Raw genomic sequence first — 15,699 nt, forward strand, 5'->3', positions numbered from 1 at the left:
TTCGCAGCGGGGCTTTCTCAAGCATTCGCGCTGGGATCAGATCGCAGCGGTGATGATGATTTCGACCTTGTAGTCCGGCGTTGCAAGGGCTGCTTCACCGGTTGCACGAGCTGGCGTGTTGGCCGGATCGACCCAGGCATCCCAGACAGCGTTCATTTCGGCGAAATCCTTCATGTCGGCGAGCCAGATGATCGCCTGAAGAATCTTCGACTTGTCCGAACCGGCTTCCTTGAGCAGGCGGTCCACTTCGGCCAGAACGGCCTTGGTCTGATCGGTCACGCTGGCGCCGGGCACACCCACTTGACCGGCGAGATAAACGGTGTTGCCGTGGACCACGGCCTGGCTCATGCGTGGACCAACTCCGATGCGACGGATGCTCATGGTGAACTCCTCTGAATGCTGCTGCGGAAAGTGTTCCGCATTGGAAAAAATGTGCGCTCTCTTATGGAAGCCCAAGTGCCGTTTGGCAATGGCGTTGCCATGCGTGATCGCTTAAATTCGAAAACAGGAGGACCGACCATGGAGAAGCCGCTTGCCGACATCTACCGCGATTACATCGCCTGCCTGAACGGACAGGACTGGGAAAATCTCGGCCACTTTGTCCATCAGGCGGTCTCGCATAATGGCAGAGCTTTCGGACTGGCGGGCTATCGCGCCATGTTGGAGCAGGATTTCAAGGCGATCCCCGATCTCCAATTCAGTATAGACCTGCTGGTCTGCGAACCACCGACAGTTGCAGCCCGTCTGGCTTTCGATTGCACGCCCGTTGGCGTCTTTCTCGGCTTGCCGGTCAATGGCCGCAAAATCCAGTTCGCCGAAAACGTCTTTTACACCTTTGACAATGGACTGATTAAAGGGGTCTGGTCGATCATCGACAAAGCTTCTATCGAAGCACAGCTTTGATCGCATCTGCGGATTGACTCTTGAGGCCCCTCCCCCTATAAGCCGCGTCACGTTCGCCCGCGCGGGTCTACGGATGGTTTATGCTGTCCGCCGCAGGGAAAAGAACCAGCTCCTGTTCAATAGAGCATGATCCCGAATAAGGGTAACCGGTTTCGGGCCAGATCATGTTCCACTGAAAAACAGAATTAAGAAGGGCCGCACACCGCGGTATTAAAAAAATGAAGCGCACTTATCAGCCATCCAAGATCGTCCGCAAGCGTCGTCACGGTTTCCGTGCACGCATGGCTACCACCGGCGGCCGCAAGGTTCTCGCCGCTCGCCGTTCGCGCGGCCGTAAGCGGCTTTCCGCTTAATCTTTGCCCGCGCAGCTGCGCGGTGAATAAAGATATGAAAAAGCCGAAACAAATACTCCGCCTTCGTAAGAGAGCGGAGTTTTTGGCTTTAAGGAACGGTGAAAAGCGGCGTGGCCCGCTGTTTCTTCTCGAAGTCCGCGTGCGGACGGAAGAGGAATCGGCAGCCGCCAAAATTGGCGACAAGCCCCGCGCCGGCTTCACCGTCACCAAGAAGAACGGCAACGCCGTGATACGAAATCGCATCCGCCGCAGGCTGAGAGAAGCGGTACGTTGTCACGCAGGGCGTGACATGGCGCCTTCGACCGACTATGTGATCGTAGCGCGCGAGCAAGCTCTCACTGCGCCCTTTTCGCGACTGACCGATGAACTCACCCGCCGCATCAAGGCGAAGGGCGAGCGGAAAGGCGAAGGGAAACGCCGAACGGAAAGACCGGAATCAGGACCCGTCAATGGAAAATAAACGCAATTTCTTCATCACCATTGCCCTGTCCATCCTCATACTGACGCTGTGGCAAGTGTTTTATCTGGGTCCGAAAACGGAAGCCCAGCGGGAGCAGGCACGCATTGAGGAGCAGCAGCGGCAGGCCCAGCAGGCAGCCCAGGGTGGCCAGGCAGGCAACGGTGCGGGCGATACGCCACAGGCGCCAGCCGCTTCGGGCACAATTCCCGGCCATGGTGATGTGGCAGCCGCAGGCGGCACGCTGACCCGCGAAGCCGCAATCGCTCAGACTGAGCGCGTTCAGATCGACACGCCTTCGCTGCGCGGTTCGATCAACCTGACCGGCGCGCGTCTCGACGATCTCTTCCTCAAAAATTATCACGAAACCGTCGACAACAATTCTCCGAATATCGAACTGCTCGCGCCATCGGCGCTGAAGCAGGGCTATTTCGTTGAGCTCGGCTTCACCGGCAATGACACGACCGGCCCGGTTCCGGGTCCGAACACGGTCTGGTCCGTGGAAGGCAACAACAAGCTGACTCCATCCACGCCGGTCACGCTGAGCTATACCAACGAGAAGAACATCACCTTCAAGCGCGTCATCTCGGTTGACGACGCCTATATGTTCTCCGTTGACGACACGATCACAAACAATACCGGCGCACCGATTTCGCTGGCCTCTTATGGCCGCGTAACCCGCTTCAACCAGCCGGAACATGCCAGCGCTACCTATGTTCTGCATGAAGGCCTGATCGGCGTTATGGGTCAGGACGGCCTACAGGAAATCAAATATTCCAAGGTCGAAGACGACAAGGACATCTCGTTCAAGGACGTCATGGGCGGCTGGCTCGGCATCACCGACAAGTATTGGGCTGCAACGCTCGTACCGCCGCAGGACGAAAAGTTCACCGGCCGCTTCTCGCACTTCACCAATGATCGCCCGCGCTACCAGACCGATTTCCTCGGCGCGCCGATGACCATTGAGGCCGGCCAGTCGCATTCGCTGAAGAACCAGGTCTTCGCCGGTGCAAAGGTCGTCACGCAGATTCAGGCTTACGAAAAGCAGCTCAGCATCAAGCAGTTCGAACTGCTGATCGACTGGGGCTGGTTCTACTTCATCACCAAGCCGATGTTCTACCTCATCGACTGGATCTACAAGTTCTCGGGCAATTTCGGCGTCGCCATTCTGGTTGTCACCGTTCTGCTCAAGGGCCTGTTCTTCCCGCTCGCCAACAAGTCGTACAAGTCGATGGCGCGCATGAAGCTGGTTCAGCCGAAGATGACGGAAATCCGCGAGAAATACGCGGACGACAAGATGAAGCAGCAGCAGGAAATGATGCGGCTCTACAAGGAAGAGAAGATCAATCCGCTTGCAGGCTGCTGGCCGGTGCTGGTGCAGATTCCGGTGTTCTTCGCCTTGTATAAGGTTCTCTACGTCACCATCGAAATGCGCCATGCGCCGTTCTTTGGCTGGATTCAGGATCTTGCAGCGCCCGATCCGACATCGCTCTTCAACCTGTTCGGCCTTCTGCCTTTCGCAGTACCGCACTTCCTGATGATCGGCGTCTGGCCGCTGCTGATGGGCATCACAATGTTCCTGCAGATGCGCATGAACCCGACGCCGCCAGACCCGACGCAGGCTGCGATCTTCACCTGGATGCCGATTATCTTCACCTTCATGCTGGCTTCGTTCCCGGCTGGTCTCGTGATCTACTGGGCATGGAACAACCTGCTCTCGATCACCCAGCAGGGCATCATCATGAAGCGTCAGGGCGTCAAGATCGAGCTTTGGGACAATCTGAGGGACCTCTTCAAGCGAAAGCCGAAAGAGGCCAAAAAGTAAAATCTGAAAAACCCCGCTTAGGCGGGGTTTTTTATGCCGTCATGTTGACAATGCGGCCCATACCATTGATGCGTGTCACTGACAGAATAAAGCGACCAGGATAAGAACATTGAGCGAGCAGGATAAGAAGCAGGCGGCAATCAATGCGGCTCAGGCAGCGGCAGATGCGACCCGCGCGGCGCAGGCGGCACTGGTCGAGCAAGGCCGTGCGCTGTTCAAGAAGTCATGGATCTTCATCCGTGGCGTGCCGTCGATGCAATTCCTGCCGCCGGAAGGTCCGGTGGAGATCGCCTTTGCGGGACGCTCCAATGTCGGCAAGTCATCGCTGATCAATGCTCTGGTCAACAAGAAGGGCCTTGCGCGCACGTCCAATACGCCGGGCCGCACGCAGGAACTGAACTATTTCGTGCCGGACGGTTATTCCGGCGAAAACGGCGACCTGCCGCCGCTCGCCCTCGTGGATATGCCGGGCTACGGATTTGCCGAAGCGCCAAAAGCCCATGTCGATGCCTGGACGCGACTCGTTTTCGACTATCTGCGCGGACGTACCACACTGAAGCGCGTCTATGTGCTGATCGATGCGCGCCACGGCATTAAGAAGAACGACGCCGAAGTGCTTGACCTTCTCGACAAGGCCGCCGTGTCCTATCAGATTGTGCTGACCAAGATCGACAAGATCAAACCGGCAGGCGTGCCGCGCCTGATGGCGGATACGCACAAGCTCACCTTCCGTCGTGCAGCCTGCTTCCCCGGCATTATCGCCACCTCGTCGGAAAAGGGCCTCGGCCTCGACGATTTGCGCGCAGCTGTGGCTCTGGTGATCAAAGAGTCATGATTTCAGCCTGACCTGTCCTCAGAGAGGACAGGTTTCCGGCAGGTTGTTCAGTCCCTGATTGCGGCGCTCGAACTGTACATTGGTCTTTGCCCCGTCGCGGGTAATGCGCAGCACATAGATGCTGTCAAAATCGTCGCCCGACCATTTGGGCACGCTATGCTTGTCGCCGCTGTTCTCCTTGACGATGTCGCGCACCAGCTTGACGATCTGCTTATGCTCCCAGCCAACCAGAACAGTTGCATTGCGATAGGCAGGCGCTTCCAGCGCTTCTTCCAGCTTGTCGATATCTTCGAAACCGAAGCGCGTATCCACCGGCAGGCCAAGCGAAATCGCGGTCGGTTCGACCGTGGCGAGCGGACGCACATAGGCATAGGTTCCGCCCTTGTCGTCCTTCTCCTCCGACGGATTGGGCGCGAAAATCGCAGCCGGTTTGCCGAACTGTTTTGCGATGATCGCGGGCAGTTTCAGCGCGCGATTCAGTCCACGGCAGCTTAGCTGGCCCAACCCGTTTTCCGGCTTTTCGCCGTGTCTAACAAAGACCACGGTTTGAGTGGAGGATGCCGCCATCGCAAAATTCTGGGCGGCATTGAGGGCAAGGAGTGACCCCACAGCGGTCAAAATAAACCGGCGCATCGAAACAACTTTCTTCATGGAACCGTGAAACTATAAAATCATATTTTGGATAGAACATAGGCACATACATAAGAAGCCGTTTCCAGCAAACTATTCGTGAAAAATAAGCAGCGAGACCGTTTTCGCGGATTCCATTTGAATCAAAACCGGTCTAGAAAAGCCTGCCTCTTCTGCCCTGTCGCCAGCCATGGAGCCCGCGATGACGACCCTTGATATTCCCGAAATGCAAGCACAACTCCTCTCCGCCGCCCTGCCCTATATGCAGCGCTACGAGAACAAGCATGTCGTCGTGAAATATGGCGGCCACGCCATGGGCAATCCGGAGCTCGGCAAGGCCTTTGCTCGCGATATCGCGCTTTTGAAGCAATCGGGCATCAACCCGATTGTGGTGCATGGCGGCGGCCCACAGATTCAGGCCATGCTAACCAAGCTTGGCATCGAATCCCGTTTTGAGGGCGGCCTGCGCGTCACCGACGAAAAGACCGTCGAAGTGGTGGAAATGGTTCTGGCCGGTTCCATCAACAAGGAAATCGTCGCTCTGATCAATGCCGAAGGCGAATGGGCCATCGGCCTGTGCGGCAAGGACGGTAACATGGTCTTCGCGCAGAAGGCGCACAAGACCGTCATCGACCCCGATTCCAATATCGAGAAAGTGCTTGATCTGGGCTTTGTCGGCGAGCCGGCGGAAGTCGACCGCACCCTGCTCGATCTTCTGGCGCGTTCCGAAATGATCCCGGTCATCGCACCGGTCGCTCCGGGCCGTGACGGCCATACCTACAACATCAATGCCGACACTTTTGCAGGCGCTATCGCAGGCGCGCTGGCCGCAACCCGTCTTCTGTTCCTGACCGACGTTCCCGGCGTGCTGGACAAGGACAAGAAGCTGATCAAGGAACTCTCCGTTGCCGATGCGCAGGCGCTCATCAAGGACGGCACGATTTCCGGTGGCATGATCCCGAAGGTCGAAACCTGCATCGAAGCAATCCGCCGTGGCGTGGAAGGCGTTGTCATCCTGAATGGCAAGACGCCGCATTCCGTCCTGCTGGAACTCTTCACCGAACATGGTGCCGGCACGCTCATCGTGCCATAAAGACCCATGACCAATAGTTCCAATCCTTCGGCCTTCACCCCAGCCTTTGAGCACGTCACTGACTGGGTGTTCGACCTCGACAACACGCTCTATCCCCACGCCGCCAATCTATTCTCGCAGATCGACGTGAAGATGACGAGCTATGTCGAAAACCTGCTGCAATTGCCACGCGAGGAAGCTCGCCGCATCCAGAAACAGTTCTATCTCGACTATGGCACCACGCTGAAAGGCCTGATGGAATGCCACCAGATCGACCCGGACGACTTTCTGCAAAAGGTTCACGATATCGACTATAGCTGGCTGAAGCCCGATCCGGCGCTCGGCGAAGCGATCAAGTCGCTGCCGGGCCGTCGCTTCATCTTCACCAATGGCGATCGCGGCCATGCGGAACGCGCGGCGCGCCAGCTCGGCATTCTGGATAATTTCGACGATATCTTCGACATTGTCGCTGCGGGGCTGATGCCAAAACCCGAGCGCGTCACCTATGACCGCTTCCTCGGCGCTTTCGGCATCAATGCCAGCAAGGCCGTGATGTTCGAGGATCTGGCGCGCAATCTCGTCGTGCCGAAAGCGCTTGGCATGAAAACCGTCCTGGTGGTGCCGAACAATTTTGAGCCAACCTTCTCGGAAATATGGGAAAGCGACCCGGAATTTACCGATCAGGTCGATTATGTGACGGATAACCTGACCCAATTTCTGGAACAAATTATTGCAGGCAGATAGGCATTTTACCGGCCTCGAAAAATCAATCGATGCGGCGGCCCACCGCGTCCTCGACCGGCTGCCGCGCAATCACCTGACCGACGGGCTGATCGAATTTCTGGTCTTCGGGCTGAAACAGGCATGGGCATGCCTGTTCGGCGGTGCCATGCTCGGCCTTATCATCCTCACCCGCTGGCTTTGGCCGGAAAGCGGCATCGGCGGTATCGCCAATATCGTCACCCGCTATGACTTTCTGTTCCTTTCCGCTGTCGCCATCCAGCTTGCCATGCTGGTCTTCAAGCTGGAGGCATGGGAGGAAGCCAAGGTCATCCTGATTTTCCACGTTGTCGGCACGGCGATGGAAGTGTTCAAGACCCATGCGGGTTCATGGGTCTATCCTGAAGAAAACTTCTTCCGTATTGGCGGCGTACCGCTGTTTTCAGGCTTCATGTATGCGGCGGTCGGCTCCTATATGGCGCGCATCAACCGTATCTTCGATATCAGACTGAACCATTATCCGCCGCTCTGGACAACGCTGGTGCTGGCAGCCGCGATCTACGTCAATTTCTTCGCCCATCATTTCATCTGGGATATTCGCTGGCCGCTGTTTGCGCTGACATTCGCCTTGTTCTGGCGCACCAGCATGCATTATCGCGTGTTTCGTTTTCGGCACAAAATGCCTCTGCTCGTCGCGTTCCTGCTGACCTCGTTCTTCATCTGGTTTGCGGAAAATATCGGCACATGGTCGAAGGCCTGGCTCTACCCCAACCAGCATAATGGCTGGGTGCCGGTTTCGCTCGGCAAGCTCGGCTCATGGTATCTTTTGATGATCATCTCGGTCGTGCTGGTCACGCTCGTTCATCACCCTCGCCCCTATCAGGAAGAGGAGGACGCCCGGTCTCCCGTTCCGGAAAAGGCGGAAGCATAGCCCCTGCCTCCCGGTTAGAATCTGCCCGTAACATCGATGTTCGCACCATAGGCCATATCCCGGTTTACGGTGCGCGCGAGATAAGGCGTCACGCCCACACTCAAAACCTCGCTGAACGCATAGGATAAAGTGGTCGACAGGCTGCCACGCGTATGCGCCACATCAGCATCGAAGCTGAGCGCCCCGATATAATCGGCACTTGCCGTCACGCTCGGATCATCATGCGCGATGTCTTGTTCGATCTCTGCATTGATCAGCCACCGCACCTTGTCGCTCAACGGCATGGCATAGTTTGCCCCGAGATAGACCGCAGTGCGGCGCGACTTCACATTCGAATAGGTGAACGGGAAATAAGCGTTGGTTTCCGTATAATCGTCCATCTTCAGATCGCTGTGACGCAGCCCGGCATAATAGCCGAAGACGGAACCGCTGGAGAGTTCGTGCGACCGCCCGGCTTCCAGCGACGCGCCCCAGCCTTTGATCGTGCTCTCGCCCATGCCAGCCTCGGTATAGTCCAGCATCTGGCGCGTGCGCTCGACATCGTAGCGACTGGCGGCAACGGAACCTTGCAGATACCAGTGGCCCGTCGTCGTCGGCGCACGCCAGCGGGCATAGAAACCGCCGCCAATATTGTCATTATCCCGGTCGAAACTATCCGGCATATCGCGCCAGAAGGAGTGCGCCACAGTGATGCCTGCCAGAAAATTATCGGTAAAGGCATGCGCCATGGAAATCCAGCCGAGTGCATCGGTCGTCTCGCCTGAACGTCCGATATCCGCTGAAAGCGAGTAGCAGCTCTCTCCCGCCTTCGCGACGTCGCAAGAACGCTGCAACCGCCCCAGTTTTCCACGCTGCGATTCCATCACCGAAAATGTATCCCCGGCCAGCGCAGCAACAGTTTTCGTCGTGTTGGTCACATCGACGGCGACCGATTGTATCGGCGGCGGCGACCCGGTTCCTGTACCCGGGACCTCCTGTTCGGGACTTCCCGCACCGGTCTCTGGCGCAGGCGTTTCGATAACTGGTGGCGGAGGATTTTGCCCATCGGGCGGCGATCCCGGTTGAGAGCCGGACCCGGTTTCCGACCCCGGGGTCTCCGGCTCGGTTCCGCCCGAACCCGGCTCCGGTGTTGGCGTTCCGGTAACAGGCGGCGGCCCCGTCTCGCCCGGGTCTGGATCGGGCTTTGGTGTCGTCACCGGCGGAGACGAAATCAGCAGTTTCCAGACTGCCGCATGCGACACTCCGGATGCCAGCGTCGAGGTGCCCACCACGACCGTGCCATCAGCCGACATGGCCATGGCCGTCGACGACACACCGCCAAGTGTGCCGAGATCGGTTGGTACGGTGGCGCCATTCGCCCAGTAAACCGCGTGGGAATTGCCCTTCCTTGTGGTCGAAGACCCGACGATGATTGAACCGTCAGCCGAGATAGACGCAACGTCGGATGAATACCCGCCGAGCGTGCCAAGATCGGTCGGCGTGGTCGCGCCGTTCCGCCAGGATACCGCACGGAATTCGCCGAACTCATTGTTGGATACGCCCGCAAGCACGGAACCGTCAGCTGACAGGGTGAGAACATCAGAATAGTAGCCGCCAAGCGTGCCGAGATCAGACGGCGACAAGGCACCATCAGTCCATGACGCGGCGTGGAGTTCTCCGTTGCCCGTCTCCGACTGTCCTGCGATGACGCGCCCGTTCGCAGATACGACATTTGCGGTCGACGTTGCACCACCAAGCGTTCCCAAATCGGTCGGCGTCAGCGCCCCGTTCATCCAGGACACGGCATGAGAAACATTGGGCGCATATTCCGCATAACCGACAATTACCATCCCATCGGCGGAAACGGCCTTGGCATAGGATGTGTTGTTGTTGAGCGTTCCAAGATCGACTGGAGATGTTACACCGTTCGTCCACTTCACCGCCCGGTTCTTGCCGGCAGACGTTGTGGAATTGCCGACAATGATGCTGCCGTCAGCGGACAAGGCAACAGCATCTGAAAAATCGCCCCCCAGCGTTCCAAGGTCGGTGGCCATTGTCGCGCCATCCGCCCACGACACAGCGTGTTGCGCAGCGCCAATCGTCGCCCGCCCGATAATGAATGTGCCATCCGCCGAGACGGCATTGACGACGGAATTGCTGCCGCCCGTCACAGAAAGGACGGTCGGCGTGGCGATCCCCCCGGCCCACGATACCGCCGAAATGCCACCGGATGTCTGCGCCCTGCCCGCTATGACCGCCCCATTCGCAGATACGGCAGTGGCGAAGGCATCGCCAGCAAGTGCACCGAAATCAAGCGGCAGACCCGATTGTTTCACATCAGCGGCATGCGCCGGGCAAACAAAGACCATCATCCCGAGCAGCAACCCGGAAACATTCTTAAGGATCGCTTTCATAGCGACCTCTTAAATAAAAATAGGATATATTACGGGAATAGATCTTTTAATTATAATATTAGAATACATGATACCCCTCACAAAACCATGTATTTTTATTATAAATTTATTTTTAACTCCGGCAATATCAATTGTTCCATATTAGAACATATGATTATTATTTATAATTACTTTTAAATAATATACACATCTACGGCAGCATTCTTTCATTACAAAAAGGCCCAACCTGAAAACAGATCGGGCCTTCTATTTGCCTTAAAACTCTGTCTAACCTTCGATCAGAGCTTGTAAAAATCCTTGATTTGCTCCCAGGCTTCGTCCGCCGTTTCGACAAAATTCAGAAGCTCGATATCGGCTGGCGAGATTGTACCCTGCTCGGCCAGAAATTCGATATTGATCGCCTTGGTCCAGAACTCCTTGCCGAACAGGATCAGCGGCATGCGTTCCATACGGTTGGTCTGGATCAGCGTCATCGCCTCGAATAGTTCGTCCATTGTGCCAAAGCCGCCCGGAAACACGCAGATCGCCTTTGCGCGCATCAGGAAGTGCATCTTGCGGATCGCGAAATAATGGAAGTTGAAGCAGAGCTCCGGCGTCACATAAGGGTTCGGTGCCTGTTCATGCGGCAGCACGATATTGAGGCCGATGGTCGGTGCACCGACATCGGCGGCACCACGATTGCCTGCTTCCATCACGCCCGGTCCGCCGCCCGTCACCACGATGAATTCGCGATAATAGGTCGTGGCCGAATATTCTGAGCAAATCCGCGCGAATTTACGCGCTTCCTCATAATAATGAGAATTGGCTTCGAGATTCTTCTTCTGCACCTCGTTCTTCGCCGCCCATGCCTCGCCGCCCGGCTCTGGGATGCGCGCGCCGCCGAACATCACCACCGTCGATTTGATGCCGCGGTCGGCAAGGATCAGCTCCGGCTTGAGCAGTTCAAGTTGCAGGCGCACCGGGCGCAGGTCACGGCGCGTCAAAAAATCGTCGTCCGTGAAAGCAAGGCGATAGGCAGGCGCTTCCGTCTGGGGCGTTTGCGGTACGGTTTTTGCCTGCTTGATCGCTTCCTCGGAATTCGGGAAAGGCGTCCAGCCAGACTTCTCCATCGGGTTCATGCTTCTCACCTGCTCCTTAAAACCTGTTACCATACTCATTCTCAGGCCAAATGTTTAATCTGTCTCAAACATGTCGGACATTGTTCGAGAATGAGATCAAGAGCGCGCAATTGCGCCGTGATCATGATTGACCCATTTGGCGCCTTCGCTTAATCACTTTCATGACAATCGGCCGGATCACTTACCGGCCTGCCATCCGCTGCCCATTCACGGAGACTGCACCCCATGACCAAGCCAGACCTCGCCTCCCTCGAAAAGACCATCGACAAGGCTTTTGACGAGCGCGACGGTATCAGCACGGCAACCCGTGGCGAAATCCGCGATGCCGTCGAACAGTCGCTTATCCTGCTCGATCGCGGCGAGGCCCGTGTCGCAGAAAAACAGGCGGACGGCAACTGGCAAGTCAACCAATGGCTGAAGAAAGCAGTATTGCTCTCCTTCCGTCTCAACCCGATGGAAGTCATCAAGGGAGGCCCCGGCCAGTCTTCCTGGTGGGACAAGGTGCCGTCCAAGTTCGACGGCTGGACTGCCAACGAATTCGAGAAGGCCGGTTTCCGCGCCGTGCCGAACTGCGTCGTGCGCCACTCGGCCTATATCGCGACGAACGCCATCCTGATGCCGTCTTTCGTCAATCTCGGCGCTTATGTCGATGAAGGCACCATGGTCGACACCTGGGCGACCGTCGGCTCCTGTGCGCAGATCGGCAAGAATGTGCATCTTTCCGGCGGCGTCGGCATTGGCGGCGTTCTGGAACCGATGCAGGCCGGACCGACCATCATCGAAGACAATTGCTTCATCGGCGCGCGTTCGGAAGTCGTGGAAGGCTGCATCGTGCGCGAAGGTTCGGTGCTCGGCATGGGCGTCTTCATCGGCAAATCGACCAAGATCGTCGACCGTGCGACCGGCGAAGTCTTCTATGGCGAAGTCCCGCCTTATTCGGTCGTCGTCGCAGGCACCATGCCCGGCAAGAACGTACCCGGTGAAAACTGGGGCCCGAGCCTCTATTGCGCCGTGATCGTCAAGCGCGTCGATGAAAAGACCCGCTCGAAGACCTCGATCAATGAATTGCTGCGCGACTGATGCGCGACTAATACAAAGCAAAAAGGCGAAGCTGGTGCTTCGCCTTTTTCATTCCAGCATTTGCGCTTCAAGATGGGTCGCCCCTTCGGATGGCGCAAAGCCTCTGGTCCGGGCCGTGGTCCGGGGAGGCCTCGCAGCCATCCTCCGGGGAGATTGCTAAGCTACCGGGGCATTAATTTTCATAGCTGGAAGGCGAAGCATCACCGAAGCGGTTGGCCGAACCATCATGATAAACCGGAGTCGACTGGCGAATGGTCGCCGTTGCGGTGTAATCGACATCACCCTTCGTGCCGAAGAGCGGACCCGTATTCGGGGTCTTGAAGGCCTTCTCCTGAATAACCTGAGATTCCGGCATGCCGACATAAGGATTTTCGGCATAGGCTGCACCAGCGCTTAGAGCGACAGCAAGGGCGGCAAGAGCGAGCTTTTTCATTTTCCTATTCCTTCGCATCATGTTGTCCCATCATCGGCATCTGGCCGTTCGAAGCCTTGTTTCAGGCAACAGGGACTTTCAAGTTGGACTAAGCCTTCGAGGCTTTCCCTCCCGGTGTCCGGCAGATCTTCAAAACCTGCACCGGCGACACCTTTGGGACGACATGCAAAGCGGGTGTTTTGAAAGATCCCGCTCCATCAGAACCGGGCGGGCTATAGTTCCGGAGAGCCATTAGCCCTGGTTGGCATCGCCAAAACGATTGGCAGAACCATCGCGATAAACCGGAGCACTGATCGCTGCGGGCGCGGTATAATCAACGGACTGCGACGCGACCGGGGTACGGTCATTTGCATAGAGATTTTCAGGTTCGCCTACGCGTGGGTTTTCAGCGAAAGCAGCACCGGCACTCAGGGCAAGGGCAGCAGCGGTAAGAACAAGCTTCTTCATTTTCTATCTCCTAACAAAATGGAGCGGCGTATGAATTCGTCGTTCCGATACATCCCAAATGGGTAACAATGGGGAAAAGTTCCAGTCACGAAAATTTTAAAAACTTCACAGATTTGTGCACATCGCCTGCCACAATCGTTGCAATTAATACAAAAAAAATAATTAAAAACAAAATGATGGATTACGATTTCTCCATCACGGCCGTGTTACAGCCCTTAATTTGTTCACCAATCTCGAACAGTGTGTTTGAGGTTATTGTATAATAAACGTGAACAATGAGCGATTTTTAATGGAGCAAGGCCTTATCCTGCCGCATCAGACCGGTTCGTGCAAATGCTCCCAATCTTCAACGGGTCCGGTAAAAAGACGCCTCGATCCACCGCAAACCCCGCAAACAAAAAGCCGCATCAAAGATGCGGCCTTCAGCGATGGCTCTCATTGCGAGAGGCTCAGCGAGCTCTCCGGCAACGTTCAATTATTGGCAACGGCAACCGAACGTCCGGCGATGGAAACCCACTGGCCGGAATTGGAAGGCGACTGCATCTTGATATAACGATAGGACGTCTTCTCGAGCGGCAGAACCTCGTCACGCATATTGTCGAGAATATAATCGCCATGATCGGTGCGGGCGGTCAGCACGATATGCGCCTCGCTACCCTGCACCATGGTAATCAGAAGCTGCGAGGCGCTGATGCCGCGCGCCATCAGTTGCGCGCGCTTCATCAGAACATAATCCTCGCAATCGCCCTTGCCGTTGACCGGCATGGTCCAGTAGTCGCGCTTGCCGTAATTATCCTGATCGGAAACCGGCTTGATACGGTGATTGACGGAGCTGCTTACGCTTTGCAAAAGCTTCAGGCGCTGCGGTGTCAGCTGCATCGGGGGCAATACACTATGGCTGCGGCAATCGCGTGGATTGCGCCCGCAATAGTCTTTGTGTCCGTAAGGGATGCTTGTCAGTCCGCCCGCTTCACTCCACTGTGCAGCCTTGGCTGGAACCATCGTTGCTCCGAAGAGCGCCATCATGCCTGCTACAGTTGTGGTGATTAAACGCATACACAGTTTCCCATTTTGAAAAAAGTTCCCGCTGACCGGCCCGTTTCCCGGGTCTCGTTATCAACTCTTTTTTAACTAACGATGACAGGGGCCATCCGGTCAAGGAAATTTCGTTCCCAAATTGCAACCAAGTTGGAAAAGCGCGTGAAGAGCGAATTTTCTGCCATGGTCAGAACCAAGGTTTGTGGTTCCATCCGTACGCATCCCGATCTAGTCTCACACAACAGACGATTCTTGAGTAAGAAGCCGACATCATGAGCCTTTCAGTCAATCCCGCCGAAAATCTTGCCGCCCTGATCCGCTGCCCATCCGTAACGCCTGCCGAAGGCGGCGCGCTGACGGCGCTCGAAGCGATGCTGAAGCCATTGGGCTTTTCCGTCGAGCGCCCCGTCTTCAGCGAAGAGGGCACGCCCGACATCGAAAATCTCTATGCGCGCAAATCCGGCAACGGACCGCATCTGATGTTTGCCGGTCATACGGATGTGGTGCCGCCCGGCGATGAAAGCGACTGGAAGCACCCGCCCTTCTCAGCCGCCATCGAAGACGGCATCATGTATGGGCGCGGCGCTGTAGACATGAAAGGCGGCGTTGCCTGCTTTGTGGCAGCCGTCGCGCGGCACATCGAAAAGCACGGCAACCTCAAGGGCAGCGTCTCCTTCCTGATCACCGGTGACGAAGAAGGCCCGGCAGTCAATGGAACGGTGAAACTGCTCGACTGGGCAAAGCAACGCGGCGAAAGCTGGGACGCATCCATCGTCGGCGAACCGACCAATCCCAACACGCTTGGCGATATGATCAAGATCGGTCGTCGCGGTTCGCTTTCCGGCACGATCACCGTTCAGGGCGTGCAGGGCCATGCGGCCTATCCGCATCTGGCGGAAAATCCGGTGCGCGGCATCACCACGCTGGTGGACAGCCTGCTTTATCCGGCCTTCGATCAGGGCACGGCGGATTTTCAGGCCAGCAATCTGGAAGTCACCACCATTGATGTTGGCAACAAGGCCACCAATGTCATTCCGAACAAGGCAACGGCTTCGTTCAATATCCGTTTCAACGACACATGGACCGCAGAAAGCCTGCAGGCCGAAATCAGCGCTCGCCTCGCAAAGGCAGCGCGCGACAATCGCCTGCGTCCGGGCCGCGACACGCCGATCAGCTATGAGCTGACATGGCGCGAGAGCCCAAGCCATGTGTTCCTGACCCGCGATGAAAAGCTGATCGGCACGCTGACCGCTTCCGTCGAGGCCGTGACTGGCAAGCGACCGGAACTGTCGACGTCCGGCGGCACGTCCGATGCGCGCTTCATCAAGGATTATTGCCCGGTGGTGGAGTTCGGCCTTGTCGGCCAGACCATGCATATGGTCGATGAACGTGTGGCCCTTGCCGACCTCGAAGGACTGACACAGATTTATGAGCGCTTCATCGCTGACTTCTTTGGGTAAATAA

At 56.7% G+C, this 15,699-nt stretch carries 17 protein-coding genes; 10 read left to right on the plus strand and 7 right to left on the minus strand.

Translation table 11 applies throughout. The annotated features are described in order from the left end of the window. Positions 1-36: 36 nt before the first annotated feature. Positions 37-381, minus strand: coding sequence for a RidA family protein (locus tag D8666_RS17230; protein WP_109369631.1), 345 nt, complete (start codon positions 379-381; stop codon positions 37-39). 138 nt (positions 382-519) lie between these two features. Between D8666_RS17230 and D8666_RS17235 the strand changes: the two genes are divergently transcribed. The 5 genes from D8666_RS17235 (at position 520) to yihA (ending at position 4,373) form a co-directional block, all read left to right on the plus strand. After that, complete coding sequence (locus tag D8666_RS17235; RefSeq protein WP_109370292.1) at positions 520-903, plus strand: ester cyclase; 384 nt, start codon at positions 520-522, stop codon at positions 901-903. Positions 904-1,121: 218 nt separating this feature from the next. Then, positions 1,122-1,256, plus strand: a complete 135-nt coding sequence (gene rpmH, locus D8666_RS17240) for a 50S ribosomal protein L34 (protein WP_006467565.1) — start codon at positions 1,122-1,124, stop codon at positions 1,254-1,256. Positions 1,257-1,290: 34 nt separating this feature from the next. Further along, the gene (rnpA, locus tag D8666_RS17245) at positions 1,291-1,716 is read left to right on the plus strand and encodes a ribonuclease P protein component (RefSeq protein ID WP_121538857.1); all 426 of its coding nucleotides are present in this window, start codon (positions 1,291-1,293) and stop codon (positions 1,714-1,716) included. Continuing rightward, a complete protein-coding gene (gene yidC / locus D8666_RS17250) occupies positions 1,706-3,538 on the plus strand; it encodes a membrane protein insertase YidC (protein ID WP_121538858.1) in 1,833 nt (610 codons plus the stop codon). Before rnpA ends, yidC begins: the two co-directional genes overlap by 11 nt. A 190-nt stretch (positions 3,539-3,728) precedes the next feature. Further along, positions 3,729-4,373: a ribosome biogenesis GTP-binding protein YihA/YsxC gene (gene yihA, locus D8666_RS17255; protein WP_235858999.1), complete on the plus strand. Its 645-nt coding sequence runs from the start codon at positions 3,729-3,731 to the stop codon at positions 4,371-4,373. Between the two features lie 18 nt (positions 4,374-4,391). On the opposite strand, the gene D8666_RS17260 is transcribed toward yihA, so the two are convergent. Next, positions 4,392-5,006, minus strand: a complete 615-nt coding sequence (locus D8666_RS17260) for a hypothetical protein (protein ID WP_109369635.1) — start codon at positions 5,004-5,006, stop codon at positions 4,392-4,394. A gap of 199 nt (positions 5,007-5,205) precedes the next feature. Here D8666_RS17260 and argB point away from each other — a divergent pair, with 199 nt between their 5' ends. Genes argB through D8666_RS17275 form a run of 3 tightly spaced genes read left to right on the plus strand, consistent with a single transcriptional unit; the run spans position 5,206 to position 7,726 of the window. After that, on the plus strand, positions 5,206-6,096 hold the full coding sequence (gene argB / locus D8666_RS17265) for an acetylglutamate kinase (protein ID WP_121538860.1): 891 nt from the start codon (positions 5,206-5,208) through the stop codon (positions 6,094-6,096). Between the two features lie 6 nt (positions 6,097-6,102). Then, positions 6,103-6,819 (plus strand): pyrimidine 5'-nucleotidase, encoded by a 717-nt coding sequence (locus tag D8666_RS17270; protein ID WP_109369637.1) that lies wholly within the window; start codon positions 6,103-6,105, stop codon positions 6,817-6,819. Beyond that, positions 6,806-7,726 carry a DUF817 domain-containing protein gene (locus D8666_RS17275; protein WP_109369638.1) on the plus strand — a complete coding sequence of 307 codons (921 nt, stop codon included), beginning with the start codon at positions 6,806-6,808 and terminating at the stop codon, positions 7,724-7,726. Before D8666_RS17270 ends, D8666_RS17275 begins: the two co-directional genes overlap by 14 nt. A gap of 14 nt (positions 7,727-7,740) precedes the next feature. On the opposite strand, the gene D8666_RS17280 is transcribed toward D8666_RS17275, so the two are convergent. Together D8666_RS17280 and D8666_RS17285 are read right to left on the minus strand one after the other, a co-directional pair. Further along, the gene (locus tag D8666_RS17280) at positions 7,741-10,119 is read right to left on the minus strand and encodes an autotransporter domain-containing protein (RefSeq protein ID WP_121538862.1); all 2,379 of its coding nucleotides are present in this window, start codon (positions 10,117-10,119) and stop codon (positions 7,741-7,743) included. Positions 10,120-10,397: 278 nt separating this feature from the next. Further along, entirely contained in the window at positions 10,398-11,237 is an 840-nt protein-coding gene (locus tag D8666_RS17285) for an LOG family protein (RefSeq protein ID WP_109369641.1), read from the minus strand. A gap of 225 nt (positions 11,238-11,462) precedes the next feature. On the opposite strand from D8666_RS17285, the gene dapD reads away from it, so the two are divergent. After that, positions 11,463-12,317 (plus strand): 2,3,4,5-tetrahydropyridine-2,6-dicarboxylate N-succinyltransferase, encoded by an 855-nt coding sequence (gene dapD / locus D8666_RS17290; RefSeq protein WP_121538864.1) that lies wholly within the window; start codon positions 11,463-11,465, stop codon positions 12,315-12,317. Between the two features lie 172 nt (positions 12,318-12,489). Here the strand turns inward: dapD and D8666_RS17295 are convergent, their stop codons facing one another. The 3 genes from D8666_RS17295 to D8666_RS17305 form a co-directional block, all read right to left on the minus strand. Continuing rightward, entirely contained in the window at positions 12,490-12,750 is a 261-nt protein-coding gene (locus tag D8666_RS17295; RefSeq protein WP_109369643.1) for a hypothetical protein, read from the minus strand. A 231-nt stretch (positions 12,751-12,981) separates the two neighbouring features. Beyond that, complete coding sequence (locus tag D8666_RS17300; protein ID WP_109369644.1) at positions 12,982-13,197, minus strand: hypothetical protein; 216 nt, start codon at positions 13,195-13,197, stop codon at positions 12,982-12,984. Positions 13,198-13,668: 471 nt separating this feature from the next. Further along, complete coding sequence (locus tag D8666_RS17305) at positions 13,669-14,220, minus strand: transglutaminase-like cysteine peptidase (RefSeq protein WP_109370293.1); 552 nt, start codon at positions 14,218-14,220, stop codon at positions 13,669-13,671. Positions 14,221-14,507: 287 nt separating this feature from the next. Here D8666_RS17305 and dapE point away from each other — a divergent pair, with 287 nt between their 5' ends. Continuing rightward, positions 14,508-15,695, plus strand: a complete 1,188-nt coding sequence (gene dapE, locus D8666_RS17310; RefSeq protein WP_109369645.1) for a succinyl-diaminopimelate desuccinylase — start codon at positions 14,508-14,510, stop codon at positions 15,693-15,695. The last annotated feature ends 4 nt before the right edge of the window (positions 15,696-15,699 follow it).

The sequence above is a fragment of the Ochrobactrum soli genome, assembly GCF_003664555.1.
GTDB classification, from domain to species: Bacteria; Pseudomonadota; Alphaproteobacteria; order Rhizobiales; family Rhizobiaceae; genus Brucella; species Brucella teleogrylli.